The 15,059-nt window shown below is 41.2% G+C and carries 16 protein-coding genes; 15 read left to right on the forward strand and 1 reads right to left on the reverse strand.

Going from position 1 to position 15,059, the window contains the following annotated elements; all coding sequences use genetic code 11:
• The first annotated feature begins 159 nt into the window (after positions 1-159).
• From CSV72_RS00930 to CSV72_RS00955, 6 genes are all read left to right on the forward strand, one after another.
• The gene (locus CSV72_RS00930; RefSeq protein ID WP_233190380.1) at positions 160-513 is read left to right on the forward strand and encodes an STAS domain-containing protein; all 354 of its coding nucleotides are present in this window, start codon (positions 160-162) and stop codon (positions 511-513) included.
• Entirely contained in the window at positions 503-949 is a 447-nt protein-coding gene (gene spoIIAB, locus CSV72_RS00935; protein ID WP_099633287.1) for an anti-sigma F factor, read from the forward strand. Before CSV72_RS00930 ends, spoIIAB begins: the two co-directional genes overlap by 11 nt.
• 3 nt (positions 950-952) lie before the next feature.
• Complete coding sequence (locus tag CSV72_RS00940) at positions 953-1,741, forward strand: SigF/SigG family RNA polymerase sporulation sigma factor (protein ID WP_099633288.1); 789 nt, start codon at positions 953-955, stop codon at positions 1,739-1,741.
• 1 nt (position 1,742) lies between these two features.
• The gene (locus tag CSV72_RS00945; RefSeq protein WP_099676727.1) at positions 1,743-3,200 is read left to right on the forward strand and encodes a spore germination protein; all 1,458 of its coding nucleotides are present in this window, start codon (positions 1,743-1,745) and stop codon (positions 3,198-3,200) included.
• 86 nt (positions 3,201-3,286) lie between these two features.
• Positions 3,287-4,612 carry a diaminopimelate decarboxylase gene (lysA, locus tag CSV72_RS00950; protein ID WP_099676728.1) on the forward strand — a complete coding sequence of 442 codons (1,326 nt, stop codon included), beginning with the start codon at positions 3,287-3,289 and terminating at the stop codon, positions 4,610-4,612.
• Between the two features lie 180 nt (positions 4,613-4,792).
• Positions 4,793-5,167, forward strand: a complete 375-nt coding sequence (locus CSV72_RS00955; protein WP_233191037.1) for a GNAT family N-acetyltransferase — start codon at positions 4,793-4,795, stop codon at positions 5,165-5,167.
• Here the strand turns inward: CSV72_RS00955 and CSV72_RS00960 are convergent.
• On the reverse strand, positions 5,164-5,673 hold the full coding sequence (locus CSV72_RS00960; protein ID WP_158232105.1) for a DUF309 domain-containing protein: 510 nt from the start codon (positions 5,671-5,673) through the stop codon (positions 5,164-5,166). The genes CSV72_RS00955 and CSV72_RS00960 overlap by 4 nt on opposite strands.
• A 36-nt stretch (positions 5,674-5,709) precedes the next feature.
• On the opposite strand from CSV72_RS00960, the gene CSV72_RS00965 reads away from it, so the two are divergent.
• The 9 genes from CSV72_RS00965 to CSV72_RS01005 all read left to right on the forward strand — a co-directional run bounded on the left by CSV72_RS00965 (position 5,710) and on the right by CSV72_RS01005 (position 15,019).
• The gene (locus CSV72_RS00965) at positions 5,710-6,441 is read left to right on the forward strand and encodes a segregation/condensation protein A (protein ID WP_099633292.1); all 732 of its coding nucleotides are present in this window, start codon (positions 5,710-5,712) and stop codon (positions 6,439-6,441) included.
• Positions 6,442-6,454: 13 nt separating this feature from the next.
• Positions 6,455-7,066, forward strand: a complete 612-nt coding sequence (scpB, locus tag CSV72_RS00970; protein WP_099676730.1) for an SMC-Scp complex subunit ScpB — start codon at positions 6,455-6,457, stop codon at positions 7,064-7,066.
• Positions 7,063-8,067 carry a D-alanyl-D-alanine carboxypeptidase family protein gene (locus CSV72_RS00975; protein WP_233191038.1) on the forward strand — a complete coding sequence of 335 codons (1,005 nt, stop codon included), beginning with the start codon at positions 7,063-7,065 and terminating at the stop codon, positions 8,065-8,067. The genes scpB and CSV72_RS00975 overlap by 4 nt, the downstream gene beginning before the upstream one ends.
• 107 nt (positions 8,068-8,174) lie before the next feature.
• Entirely contained in the window at positions 8,175-8,906 is a 732-nt protein-coding gene (locus CSV72_RS00980; RefSeq protein ID WP_099633294.1) for a pseudouridine synthase, read from the forward strand.
• 104 nt (positions 8,907-9,010) lie between these two features.
• A complete protein-coding gene (gene resA, locus CSV72_RS00985; RefSeq protein ID WP_099676731.1) occupies positions 9,011-9,547 on the forward strand; it encodes a thiol-disulfide oxidoreductase ResA in 537 nt (178 codons plus the stop codon).
• A 15-nt stretch (positions 9,548-9,562) separates the two neighbouring features.
• Positions 9,563-11,221 (forward strand): cytochrome c biogenesis protein ResB, encoded by a 1,659-nt coding sequence (gene resB, locus CSV72_RS00990; RefSeq protein ID WP_099676732.1) that lies wholly within the window; start codon positions 9,563-9,565, stop codon positions 11,219-11,221.
• Positions 11,212-12,396, forward strand: coding sequence for a c-type cytochrome biogenesis protein CcsB (gene ccsB, locus CSV72_RS00995; RefSeq protein WP_099633297.1), 1,185 nt, complete (start codon positions 11,212-11,214; stop codon positions 12,394-12,396). The genes resB and ccsB overlap by 10 nt, the downstream gene beginning before the upstream one ends.
• Before the next feature lie 104 nt (positions 12,397-12,500).
• Positions 12,501-13,220 carry a response regulator transcription factor gene (locus CSV72_RS01000; protein WP_085133365.1) on the forward strand — a complete coding sequence of 240 codons (720 nt, stop codon included), beginning with the start codon at positions 12,501-12,503 and terminating at the stop codon, positions 13,218-13,220.
• Positions 13,217-15,019 (forward strand): ATP-binding protein, encoded by a 1,803-nt coding sequence (locus CSV72_RS01005; RefSeq protein WP_099661469.1) that lies wholly within the window; start codon positions 13,217-13,219, stop codon positions 15,017-15,019. The genes CSV72_RS01000 and CSV72_RS01005 overlap by 4 nt, the downstream gene beginning before the upstream one ends.
• Positions 15,020-15,059: the final 40 nt, after the last annotated feature.

A 15,059-nucleotide genomic window follows, 5' to 3' on the forward strand; every position in this document is an offset into this window, starting at 1 on the left:
ATCCGCCTGGAACATAGACCAACGATGACTTCACACACACCCTTAGCTTCTCTGTCACAACGTAAGAAGTTTTAGGGACAGCTGACTAGTTTTGTCAAAACTAAAGGATAGCGGTTCTAAATGTGCGACAATGCCTTCATGAAGGAGGCGTATCCACACATGGCAACTATTACACAACTGGAAAATGGCATAGTCCTAATCACGCTAGCAGGAGAACTCGACAACCACGAAGCGAATCAAATTAGAGAAGAAGTATCTACCGCTATATTCACAGGAAAGACGCGTGCAATCGTCTGGGACCTCTACCAACTAGGCTTCATGGACAGCGCAGGAATCGGACTTATACTCGGAAGAATGCGCGATTTAGTCCCTGTAAACGGAGAAACACTTATATTGAATCCATCTCCGACAATGCAGAAACTATTCCAATTCTCGGGTCTTGGTGATGTCGTCAGAATATGTACAGTCGAAGAAGCAATCGACGAAATCGGAGGGGTTGTACATGAAAAATGAAATGACCTTGTCGTTTCTAGCGATAGAACAAAATGAAGCACTTGCCAGGATGGCACTCACCTGTTTTATCGCACCGTTGGATCCGACACTGGAAGAAATTTCGGAATTTAAAACTATTGTTTCCGAAGCTGTCACTAATGCCATTATCCACGGTTACGAATGCGACGGTAAAAGTATGGTGAAGATCCATGCGACGATCGATGACCGCTCAGTAAAAATGACGGTAACAGATGAAGGAATGGGTATCTTCGACATAGAGCAAGCGATGGAACCAATGTTCACGACTAAACCGCAAATGGAGCGTTCCGGTATGGGCTTTACGATCATGGAAAGTTTCTCGGACGGTATCCGTGTAGATTCTACCCTTGGAAATGGGACAATCGTGACATTTGAGAAGAACTTTTCTCCAGTCACAGAAGTAAGTAGAATGAGGTGACGTATGGAAGCATCTGTTGAGAAGCAACACGCTCTATTGTCACAAGAAAAAATGCGAGAACTCATCAAAGAATCACAAGCGGGTGACAAAGAAGCTAGACGAATGATGGTAGAAGGCAATACAAGACTCGTGTGGTCCATCGTTCAACGCTTTGCTTCGCGTGGTGCGGATTTAGAAGATTTATTTCAAATAGGCTGCATTGGCTTGATGAAATCAATAGATAAGTTTGATTTATCCTATGAGGTGAAGTTTTCAACGTATGCAGTGCCGATGATCGTCGGAGAAATCCAACGTTATTTACGTGATGACGGAATGGTGAAAGTAGGGCGCACCATTCGTGAGTTAAGCTATAAAATTCGTCACGCAACCGATGATTTCTTTAAGAAAAATGGCCGTTCACCATCTATTTCAGAAATTGCAGAGATATTGGAAGTGAAACAGGAAGATATTATTCTAGCTTCTGACGCGCTTCGAGATCCGGCTTCGCTACATGAACAATTGTATGAAAGCGATGGAGATAGCTTGACGCTAATGGATCAACTTCGGGATGATAGATCAGAGAGAGTATTCGATCACATCCCGCTTCGAGATGTCATTACGCGGTTAAATAAACGGGATCAGACGATCATTTATATGCGATATTATTTGGATTACACACAAAGTGATATTGCGAAACGAATTGGAATATCACAAGTTCAAGTTTCACGGCTAGAAAAGAAAATTCTAGCTCAAATGAAAACATGGATGGGCGCGGATGCGGAAGATGCGCTCGAGAAGGTGAGGAGACCGTAATTTGACCGATACACTATTTACGTCCATACGAGAAGGGGAAAGGTGGTTTGTCAATCAGTTTGGCGAAGACGAGACATTCGACGCGACGAAACGGTTGATCCACCTATGGGATAAAGAAATACTTCTTCTGTATATGAACGGGTTAGTGGATGGTGAGGTCTTAACTACCTTATTGACAGAAATGCAGAATCGAAATGAAATATTTGCAAGTGAATCTGTTGAAAATATTGATCGTGCCATGGTCGATTATTTTCCGTATCATTCGCTGGAAATTGTAAAGGATGAAGATCAACTTGCGAAAGTGATCTTAAGTGGGTTAGCTGTATTCGTTATGAAAGACGGTTTCACATTCACGCTTGATGTTCGATCATATCCAGGCAGAAACCCAGAAGAACCGGATACTGAAAAAGTCATACGTGGCTCACGGGACGGTTTTACGGAAAATATTCTGACGAATACAGCATTAATTCGGAGACGCTTACGTACAACGGAACTACGGTTTGAAATGCATGAGACGTCCGTAAAGGGTAAAACGGACATTACTATAGCCTTTTTGAAAGGTGCCGCCAATGAAGGGCATTTGGATTTTGTGAGAGAGCGACTGGATGCATTGAAAACGGATGGCTTGACGATGACCGATAAATCACTCGAAGAATTTCTCTTTAAACAAGGGTTTCATCCGATGCCATTCGTTCGGTATACGGAACGCGCTGATATTTGTGCGGCCCATTTACTCGAGGGGCATATTGCCATCATCGTCGATACGTCTCCATCCGTCATTTTAGTCCCAGTTACGCTTGTACATCATCTGCAACATGCGGAAGAATATAGACAAGCGCCTTTAATCGGGACGTTCATTCGATTGGTACGCTTCATGGGGACATTTTTAAGTTTAGTCATGTTGCCATTTTGGTATTTGATGTCGGTTGAAACACAATTCGTTCCGGAAGCAATCAAATATATTGGTCCAAATGAATGGGGAGAAGTTCCGTTATTGGTCCAATTGTTAATAGCAGATGTCGGTATAGAAATATTACGGATGGCCGCAATCCATACACCGACACCGCTATCGACTGCCATGGGACTCGTTGCGGCTATTGTTATTGGGCAAGTGGCGATTGACGTAGGCTTGTTCTCTTCGGAAGTCGTATTATATGTGGCGGTTAGTGCCATTTTAACATTTGCGATTCCTTCATTTGAATTAAGTATTACGACAAAAGTGTTTAGGGTTTTCTTATTAGTCTCCACTGCATTACTTGGGGCTCCAGGATTTTTCATAGCACTTGCTGTCATTTATTATTATTTATGCTCATTAAAGCCGATGAATGTGCCATATTTGTGGCCGTTTACGCCATTCTTCCCGAAAGCTTTGTTGCGTGTATTGATTCGTTTCCCTATGACAATCGACGATCCACGGCCGTTTATCACGAAATCGCCGAACCGTGACAGGATGTCGTAAGGGTGTTCAGACATTCTGCATGTCGTTGCTACTTTCCGTCTTCTTGTGATAAAGTTATCTGAGAGAATTCGGAAGGGGTATGGGACATGCATCTTTATGGAACACAGGCAGTGAATGAAAACGGTCATCTGACAATCGGTGGAGTGGACGTTTCAGAACTGGCTTCACAATATGGAACGCCAGTCATGGTCTATGATACAGAGTTATTCAAAGAGCGTGCGCAGGCATTTAAAGAAACGTTTGAGAAAAAGGATATTAAAGCACAAGTTGCTTATGCGAGTAAAGCCTTTTCTTCAATCGCAATTTATCAGTTGGCAGAACAGCAAGGGTTATCCCTTGATGTTGTTTCAGGTGGGGAATTGTATACGGCTGTAGCGGCAGGATTCCCACGCGAGCGGATTCATTTCCATGGTAATAATAAAAGCAGAGAAGAAATAGTATATGCATTTGAAGAAAAAATTGGATGCATCGTAGTCGATAATTTCTTGGAAATCGACATGATCAAAGAAATTGCAGATGAACGAAAGCAAACAATGAATGTCTTAATCCGTGTAACACCGGGAATTGAAGCACATACTCATGATTATATTACCACAGGCCAAGAAGATTCAAAGTTTGGTTTTGATTTAAAAAATGGCCAAACGGATCAAGCGTTCCTAGCATTGCATGATCATGGATATATTAAATTCCTAGGCATGCATTGTCATATAGGCTCACAGATTTTTGAAACCGATGCATTCAAATTCGCAGCAGAAGTGCTAATGGATAGAATGGTTGAATGGCGGAAGAATTATCAATTTATCTGTCCTGTCTTAAATCTAGGTGGCGGATTTGGTATTCGTTATACTGAGGAAGATACGCCGCTTGAGCCAGCTGTCTATGTAGAAGAAATGGCAGATGTAGTGAAAAAGATGGCGCAGGAATGTGAGTATCCAATTCCTGAAATTTGGATTGAACCCGGCCGATCGCTTGTCGGAGATGCAGGAACGACCATTTATTCTGCTGGCAGTACGAAAGTTGTGCCGGGTGTCCGTACATACGTAGCAGTAGATGGCGGAATGTCTGACAATATTCGCCCGGCTTTATATGACGCACACTATTCCAGTGCGCTTGCTAATCGGATGAACGAGCCACATGACCAGCAATGGACAGTTGCAGGGAAATGCTGTGAGTCTGGCGATAAATTAATTGAAAATGCCGATTTACCCAATGTGGAAACCGGTGATCTACTAGCTGTCTTTTGTACAGGAGCCTATACGTACTCCATGGCCAGCAATTATAATCGTTTGCCTCGACCTGCCGTTGTGTTTGTAGAAAAAGGACAACATCAATTAGTGGTAAGACGCGAAACCTACGAAGACATCATTAAATTGGACCTTCCGTTACAATTAGATGAGAAGGAGAATTTCTGATGAAGAAGAAAAACATTATTCTTTTTGCTTCCATTGTTGCTGTCGCTATAATTTGGGGAGTCATCTATTGGTATTTGGTTGTCCCAGTGATCGATCCGCGCTATAAATAATGCGCTAGTTGAAGTAAGCGAGCTAATGGTGTAGACTGTACAAAGGATTTCTGAAAAGAAGGGGTTACTATTGAATCTTATTCGTTTTAAGAAGGCACAAGAGAAAATTGCTATGGGCTTTTTATCTTATATCCCTAGCGAAAAGATGTTATGCAAACTGCAAGAGACTGTACAGCAATATTTATGTGTTGAACAGTGGCAGCTATTTCTTTATAAAGAAGCAGAAGATTACATCGGATTAATAGGGGTAGAAGTCAACGACACTGACAAGACGTACACTGTACAGCATATTTCGGTCAATCCATCGTTTCGTGGAGAAGGAATTGCATTTAAGATGATGAAAGAATTGCAAGAAATCTATCCAGGGTACGGTTGTCAAGGTACTGACTTTACCGAACCATTTATACAAAGTTGTTTAAGGAAAGAAGAAGGCGCAGATCTTTAACCTCTGCCCTTCTTCTTTTCTTCACGTTGTAAAAGAATATCTGACCTGTCCCGTTGCATATGCTTATGAATAACAGACGCGCTGTCTTTAGGCAGTAATGCAATCAGAGGCTTGGATTTCTCTGCTTTAACTCTCAACCCTGGAGAGATCGGAAGTTGGAATGGATTAAAATCTTCATCTGATTCAATGCGTGTAAGGCAATGCTCCAGCTGCATGATGATTTCATCAATGGCCACTTCTTCAAGGTAGTCGCCAAATTGTACAGGCATTTCGCGGAAGCGTGTGATGGCTTTAGTTAAAGTACGAGAAGCACCTGCTGTATTTCCTCTGCGCCAATGGTATAATCCGGTAGCCATAAGAATATACCCTGTCAGTGGATGGTCTTTTGAAAAGTTCTCTTGTTCTTTCCAATATTCCTCCAGCACCTCATGGCATTCGAAATAATCTTGATTGTCGTTGAAATACACAATAAACTGTAGAAAAAGAGGATGGTAGTAAGGGTTCATCCAAATCATTCCTTTCTGGTTAGGTAGGTTGGTAAAATGAGTTATAGTGTAAAACTCGAAGTCTTCGAAGGGCCACTTGATCTGTTGCTACATTTGATCAATCGGCTTGAAATTGATATTTATGACATCCCCATGGCGGAGCTAACACAGCAGTACATAGAACATTTGCATGCCATGCGAGTTCTTCGATTGGATGAATTAAGCGAATACCTTGTACTGGCAGCGACGTTGCTGGAAGTAAAAAGCAAAATGCTGTTGCCGGTCAATGAAGAAGAGGCATTCATCGAAGAATTCGGTTATGAGGAAGATCCGCGTGAAGAATTGATCGCCCGCTTAATGGAATATCGGAAGTTTAAAGAAGCAGCAAACTCGCTTCGTGAGTCGGCGGCGCACCGTGATGAGCATTTCACCAAAGAACCTGAAGACTTAACGGATTATGGTGAACCGCTTGTAACAGAGTCAGAAGAACAGCTGAATGTTTTTGACTTGATTGGTGCATTTCAAAAAATGTTACACAGAAAGAAGCTGAAACTGCCTCTTACTGCGAGTATAACAAAATCCGAGCAATCTGTCGGGGATAAGATGTCATCGATCATGAGTAAGTTGGAACTATGCGGTGGAGAATGTGATTTTCATGCGCTTTTTGAAACGACGACTGTGCCCGAACTCGTATTAACCTTTTTATCGTTGCTTGAACTGATGAAGTTACAAGAAGTGAAAGTGCGACAAAATAATAATTTTGAAGAATTACGAATCTCGTTGATGTGAAGGGATGATAGGAATGGACATCGAAACACGTTTCGTCGGGATGACGGAAAGCTTTTTATTCGTAGCAGGTGAAGAAGGCTTATCAATTGCACAACTAGCTGCGCTATTGGAATGTGAAGAGCAAAAAGCAGAACAAGTACTTATATTCTTGCAAGCGGCGTATGACGACGATGACACACGTGGCATCACGTTGAAAAGTTACGGCGGGAGTTTCCGCTTGGTGACGAAGAGTAAATGGGCAGATGACATCAAACGAATGCTAGAAGATCCAAAACCTTCTACATTTACACAAGCAGCACTCGAGGTACTTGCCATCATTGCCTACAAGCAGCCTGTGACGCGTGTAGAGATTGATGACTTGCGTGGTGTAAAGTCCGAGCGAGCATTGTCTTCATTGGCCGGCAAAGGCTTTGTAGAAGAAGTAGGGCGCATGGATGGACCAGGTCGACCTATTCTATATGGAACAACCACTTTCTTCTTAGATCGTTTCGGATTGGCGTCGCTCGAAGATATGCCGCCACTATCACTTGACGAAGAACAAGAAACATCGGAAGAAACGGATTTATTCATGACGAAATTCCAAGAAGCATTTTCCATAACAGAAGAAGGAGGACATGATGCTTGAAAAAGATTTCGGTCATCGCTCTACTGATTATCGGATTATTGATGAATCCCGCAAGTAGCCATGCTATGGGTTCGTCTTATGCAGTGATAGACGGAGAGAATGGTAGGTTACTGATGGGATCAAATGAACATGTTCCACTTCCAATCGCCAGTTTAACTAAAATGTGGACGGCTTATACTTTTTTGGAGTTAAAGCCCAGTGAAGAGGAAACGGTCATTTCTTCACAAGCCGCGACAGCAGAAGGGTCATCCATTTATCTCGAAACGGGTCAAGTAATGAAGACAAAAGATTTACTGTATGGCTTAATGCTTCGTTCAGGTAATGATGCAGCGCAGGCGCTCGCTGAACATGCGGGTGGCTCACTTGAAGGATTCGTCTATCTAATGAATGAAGTAGCGCAAAGTCACGGCCTAGAGCAAACGCATTTCATGAATCCATCCGGTTTACACGGGGAGCATCATCTCTCTTCTGCGTATGACACGGCTAAAATGTTGTATTTTGCTATGAAGAATCCAGAATTTCGTAAGATAGCTTCTACAAAGAACTATCCTTTTGAAACGGAACAGGGGAAAAACAGTTGGCAAAACAAACATCGCCTAGTGATATCTGAACCGACTGCTGTTGCAGGTAAAACAGGTTTTACAAAAGCAGCAGGACGTACATTGGCTACCTATTTCGAAAAGGATGGCAAGTCCGTCATTGTCGTTACATTAAACAATGGAAACGATTGGCAAGTCCACAAGCAGTTATCCCAGCAAGTGTTTTCTGAATATCAATCGTATACAGCAGTGAAAAAAGGGAAGTATCAAGTATTTCCTCATATGACCGCAAAGTTAGATCAATCTGTTAAATTGCTCCTAACGAAAGAAGAGAAAAAAATGTTGTCCAATGTGTTACAGATTCCACAAGCAGATGAACAACAGAAAAAAGGCTTTTGGTCTATTTATTTAGGTACAGAACCCATTAAGACGGTAGCAGTAGATATCGTGACCGAAAAGTGAACAGAAAACATACTATTTCGAAGATTGCCCTACACAGGTCAGTCTTCTTTTCATTTGCCCCAAAGTGTGACATAATTTTTTCAGTATGTAACATCAAGGAGGAACCCATGGAAAGATTACAAAAGGTATTGGCACAAGCCGGCGTAGCATCAAGAAGAAAGTCAGAAAAACTAATATTGGACGGTTTAGTTAAAGTGAATGGTAAAGTCATAACGGAACTTGGCACAAAAGTTAGCAGAATGGACACAATTGAAGTGGAAGGTGTTCAATTGACAAAAGAAACACCTGTCTATTATCTGCTTTATAAACCACGCGGTTATATCTCAACAGTAGATGATGAAAAAGGTCGTAAAACAGTAATGGATTTAGTACCGGAAGTCAGCCAGAGAATATTCCCGGTTGGTAGACTGGACTATGATACATCAGGCGTATTGCTAATGACGAACGATGGAGATTTCTCGTATTTAATGACTCATCCAAAATTCGAAATTAAAAAGAAATATGTGGCAAAAGTAAAAGGAATCCCTTCCCGTGATGATCTCAAGAAATTGGAGACAGGAATTGAACTAGATGACGGCAGTACTGCTCCAGCACGTGTGAAAATGACAAGCTCGGATAAAAAAACGAATTCTGCAATTGTCGAGATCACCATTCATGAAGGACGTAACCGTCAAGTACGAAGAATGTTTGATGCAATTAATTGTCCGGTTCAAAAATTGAAGCGTGAAGAGTTTGCTAACTTGACTACACGCGGATTGAATGCCGGAGAAGCGCGTGAACTAACGAGACATGAATTGAAACAACTACGCGTGTTAGCAGAAACAGGAAAGATCGGCTAAGAAAGTGTCAAAAGTTCACAAACCTATCACTAGTGCCGAGCCAACTGATTTTATGTTTTGGTATAATAGCAGTTGGAACATAAATTAGACAGGAGGTTACATGATTGGCCAAAAAAAAAAGTAAAAAGACTATCAGGCTAATTAGCAGAGCAGCCCTTCTATTAATTTTAGCTGCAATTCTTATCTACGCAATTACTTCAAAAGATAAAGTGAAAGTCTTGGCGGAAGGTGATACAGCGCCTGATTTCGAGCTTGTAGATTTAGAAGGAAATGAACATCGGTTATCGGATTACAAAGGACAAGGCGTATTCCTGAATTTCTGGGGTACATGGTGTCCACCTTGTAAAAAGGAAATGCCTCACATGGAGGATCTCTATAAAGACTTTGAAGCGAAAGGTGTACATATCCTTACTGTCAACGTAGGAGAACCAAAAGTGAAAATAGAACTTTTTAGAGATGACATGGACCTTTCATTCCCGATGTTATGGGATAAGAACAAAACCGTTATGGATTTGTATAATATCAAACCATTACCTACAACTTTCCTCATCAATCCAGAAGGAAAGATTACGAAAGTCATTAAACAGGGAATGACAGAGCAACAAATTTACGAGTATTTAGAAAGCATTCAACCAAAGTAAGGAGATTGTTACTCAATGAGCAAAATCAAATGCCAATGCGGGCATGAAAATCCTTATGGTACAGAGCTTTGTGAGAAGTGTGGTCGTCCCTTATCTGAAAAAGCAAAGAAAAGTGATATTGTAGATATGCGCTACGAAGGATCTTCTAGAAGATCTCAAACCTATAAGAGTTCCATTGTCGATAAAATTTGGAACTTCTTCTCCAGTGTCAAGATTGGCGTTAGTATTATTGCGGCGGTATTAATCGCGTCAGCAATTGGAACCATCTTTCCGCAGAAGTTCTATGTACCTGCCACTACGCCGGAAGGCTATTTGGAATACTATGAGCGTTTGTATGGTACGGTAGGAAAACTTTATTATGAGCTAGGCTTATATGATATGTATAATAGCTGGTGGTTTAAAGTACTGGTCGGTATGCTTGCAACTTCTATTATTATCGCAAGTATTGACCGTGTGGTTCCGCTTTATAAATCACTTAAAAAGCAACGTACACGTCGTCATCCATCCTTTATGAAGCGTCAGCGGATTTTCGGAGAAGGTGATGTTCAAAATACAGAAGAGTCACTTGTAAAAGCAGAAGAGAAACTAAAAGCAATGCGCTACAATGTGAAAACGGAAAATGGCGCAATTTTAGCTGAAAAACATCGATTTTCACGTTGGGGCCCATATATTAACCACGTCGGATTAATTATTTTCATTTCGGGCATTCTGCTGAGAGGGATTCCTGGTTTTTATGTTGACGAAGCGATGTGGCTTCGTGAAGGGGAAACTCGTAATATCGTCGGAGCACCAGGTTATGTACTTGAAAATAAAAAGTTCACTTTAGAGAATTATACAAAAGAAGAAGCAGAAGAAGTATTCGGTGAGGCGTTGGATAAGAATGGCACGATCGCCAAATCATATACAACAGACGTTACATTGTATAAACAAGAAGAGGGAGCACTACCTGGTAGTGAAAGTCTTAAAAAAGTGGAGGATTACTCCATCAATGTCAACAAGCCATTGAAGTTTGATGGATATAATGTTTTCCAGATGGATTATAAACTGGACGAGCTTAAAAACATGACATTCCATTTGGTAAATAAATCTTCTGAAGAATCTCTTGGAGAATTTACGGTAAATTTAAGTGACCCAGAGAAGGAATATGATCTTGGAAATGGCTCTACTGTCAATATGCTCGGTTTTTATCCAGATTATGATGGAATTAAAGACGGGGAACCCTATTCGAAATCACCTGTTCCGAATAATCCAGCGTTCATTTTTCAAATGAACACACCGGATAAGCCAGAAGGTGAAAAGAGTTTCGTTGCAATTCGTCAAACGCTGGAAGTAGAAGAGAACGACTATGCGATTAAGTTCGCAGCTGCCGAGACTCGAAACATTTCAGGTTTAACCATCCGCAAAGATAAAACTTTATATATTCTCTTACTCGGTGGCCTAGTATTTATGATTGGTGTTATTCAAGGTATGTACTGGCAACATCGCAGAGTATGGATCCAAGAAGATACAGAAGGTCATCTATTGATTGCTGCACATACGAATAAAAACTGGTTCTCTTTACGAAAAGAGCTGGATACATTACGAGAAACTGCAGACTTGCCTGCTTATATAGATCGTCAGGATCCTGAGTTGGACAAGCCAGAACAGGAAGGGGACGAGGAAATATGGACTTAGTAACCATTAGTAGTAACTTATTATTTGTTTCATTTGTTGCTTATTTAGTAGCGACACTCTTTTTTGGAGGCGCTATAAAAAAGTCGAAATCAGAAAAAGCATATCATAATAGTAAATGGGGAACGATTGGTCTAGTTATTACAATCATTGGGTTCCTAACTCACTTAGGCTATTTCTTTACAAGATGGGCTGCATCAGGTCACGCACCACTTAGTAATATGTTCGAGTTTACAACTGCGTTCGGCATGATGCTCGTAGGGGCATTTATCCTGTTGTATATTATTTACCGAACACCATCACTTGGATTATTCGCGTTGCCCATTGCGATTATCATTATTTCATATGCAACGATGTTCCCAACTGATGTCACTCCACTAATTCCTGCACTTCAAAGTAAATGGTTGTTTATTCACGTAATCACGACGGTTATTGGTGAATCCATACTGGCGATCAGTGCAATAGCGGGTCTTGTATTCTTAGTGAAGAATATCGATATGACGAAAAAATCTAAATCACGCTTTTGGATAGAAGCAGTTATGTATACACTAGTTCTAGTTCTTGGTTTTGTCATATCTTCTACGACTTTCAAAGTCATGGACTATGAAGCAGAATTCACGTATATAGATAGAGATCAAGCACCAGCTGAAATTACGTATCACGTACCTCCGTTATTCGGAATGAATGAGTATGAAGCGATGACGCCGGAGAAAATGACACCTTGGGTTGAATTACCTCCGATTATCAATGCACAAAAAATGTCTTCTCTTGTTTGGTCTATAGCTGTAGGTTCAGTGCTTTACGTATTATTACGCTTAATCGCACGCAAACCTCTTGCCGCGGTATTCCAACCGTTGGCGAAGAAGGCGAATTCTCAACTGATGGATGAAATCGGCTATCGTGCTGTATTGATTGGTTTCCCCGTCTTCACGCTCGGTGCGTTGATTTTCGCCATGATTTGGGCACATGAAGCCTGGTCACGATTCTGGGGTTGGGATCCGAAAGAAGTGTGGGCACTCATTACATGGTTGTTCTACGCTGCATTCCTTCACTTGCGTCTATCAAGAGGTTGGGAAGGTAAGAAGTCTGCATGGCTTGCTGTCATCGGATTTGTTATTATCATGTTCAACTTAATTGCCGTAAACTTAATTATTGCAGGTTTACACTCATACGCATAATCTTCGACTGCATGACATTAATTGTCATGCAGTCTTTTTATTTCTTTTTATAGGTCAGTAATTGTACAATGGTGATAGAAGGTTGTCGAAAGGGGTAATGAACTGTGGAAGAAACTGTGAAGCTCTTAGTGGTGGATGACGAGGATCGCATTCGTCGCCTGTTGAATATGTATTTATCTAGAGAAGGTTATGAAATTGAAGAAGCAGTCGATGGAGCAGATGCATTAGAGAAAGTGTTTGCTGGACAATATGACTGTATATTGCTCGACGTGATGATGCCTGAAAAAGATGGCATGGAAGTATTAGCTGAACTGCGTGAAAATAAAATTATGACACCTGTTATTTTATTGACAGCAAAAGGTGAAGAAGCAGACCGTGTAAGTGGGTTTGAAAGTGGTGCAGATGATTACATCGTCAAGCCATTCAGCCCAAGAGAAGTAGTCTTACGCGTAAAAGCTATGCTCAGACGTTCTGTTGCATTCCCAAATGTGTCGTCTAACACAACATCGAAAGACTTAGTAGTCTTCCCGCAGCTGACGATTGATCATGATGCACATCGCGTAACAGCTGAAGGTAAGGAAGTTAATTTAACACCGAAAGAATATGAGTTATTATATTTCTTGGCGAAATCACCAGACAAAGTATTCGATCGTGAACAATTGCTAAAAGAGGTATGGCATTACGAATTCTTTGGAGATTTGCGCACAGTGGATACACACGTCAAACGGCTACGTGAAAAATTGAGCCGTGTTTCAGAACGGGCAGCGAAAATGATTGTCACCGTTTGGGGTGTCGGTTATAAGTTCGAGGTTCCAAACGAATGATTAGAATATGGAATTCAATTGTCGGGAAGCTATGGGCCACCATATTGCTTCTCGTTTCCTTTGTCCTGTTTATTGTCACTCTGTTCCTGTTAGAGTTTCTAGATAACTTCCATACGAAACAAGCAGAAGAGTCATTGCAGAGGGAAGCAACTACCATCAGCAAAATCGTCAATGATTATAATGGGCAAACGAATCCCTCCATGAAACAGTCTATGAACCAGATTATCGATGATATCTTGGATGTGGAGACCAATGCCATTGTCGTTGATCAACAGGGGGATGTGTTGTATTCATTCCATACGTCTTCAAGTAAAGATGAAATTGAAGATAAATTGCTATCCGAAGGCAGCTTATTCAAGTCGCCAGAATTGGGTAAGCAAAAAATGAAAGAAATGATATTGCCTTCATTGACAGAGAAAGACGTCATGGAGCAATTTTTGATTTTATCCTATCCATTCGAACGGGTAAGCGGTGAGCAAGCGAGTGTACTTATGTACCAAAGTCTTGATGCTGTGCACCGTACGACGAAAAGCACGACGAATATTGTCTTCCTATCTGCATTCATCGCATTTATTTTAACTACATTCTTTGCATTTTTCTTATCTACACGTATCACATTGCCGTTACGTAAGATGAAACAGGCGGCGTTTGAGTTGTCAAAAGGAAATTTCGATACCCATTTACCAGTTGCACAAAAAGATGAAATTGGTCAATTGGCAACTGCGTTCAATCAAATGGGACGGCAGTTGAAATATAATATTGAAGTAATTAAGCAGGAGAAAGAACAGCTCTCGAGCATTCTTACATCTATGACAGATGCAGTCGTGACGTTTAATCAAGATTATTCAATCCTTCTGAAAAATCCGCAAGCTGAGTTATTGTTGAAAAAATGGTATGGATATAATCAGAAAAATCATCATCCGTTGCCTAAAGAAGTTTTTCATATGCTAGAGCATGCCATTTCATTCGCCGAAGAAGTCGAGGATGAGTTGGAATTGGGTGGACAGTTTTATGTAATTTCCATCAGCCCGTTGTACAGTGAAAATAGTATTCGAGGAGCGGTGGCTGTATTCCGTGATATGACGGAACAACATAAACTGGATAAATTACGTTCGGATTTCATTGCCAACGTATCACACGAATTGCGAACGCCGATTTCGATGTTGCAAGGATATAGTGAGGCCATCATAGACGATGTTGTGAGCAGTGAGGAAGAACGGTTGGAAATGGTTCAGATCATCCATGATGAATCTAAGCGTATGAGTCGCCTCGTCACAGACTTGCTGAATTTGGCAAGAATGGAGTCCGGCTACATTCAACTAAATAAAAATCCTTTATCAATAGTAGAGTTCTTGGAACGTATGGTAACAAAGTTCTCGCAAGTAGCGAAAGATGCAAAAGTGGACTTGTCTTTGGAATCGGAAGAATTGAATACGCTACTGGTAACGGCTGATGAAGATCGGCTTGAGCAGGTATTCACTAATTTGATTGATAACGCCATCCGACATACTCCAGACGGTGGAGCAGTGACACTAGGTGTCTTCCGGTCTACTGGAATGCTTGATATTACCGTAGCCGATACAGGTGTCGGTATACCTGAAAAAGACTTGCCATTCGTCTTTGAGCGTTTCTATAAGGCGGATAAAGCAAGAACAAGAGGAAAAGGCGGTACAGGACTTGGTTTAGCCATTGCCAAAAATATTATGGAAGCACATAATGGGGCGATTTTAGCTACGCGTGGTAAAGAAAAAGGAACCATCTTTATCTGTTCACTTCCTTATGAACCAATAGACCAATGAAACTTTTCCTAAACTGAACCGACTACTATTATAGAGCGAG

The organism is Sporosarcina sp. P20a (genome assembly GCF_002743175.1).
GTDB lineage: Bacteria > Bacillota > Bacilli > Bacillales_A > Planococcaceae > Sporosarcina.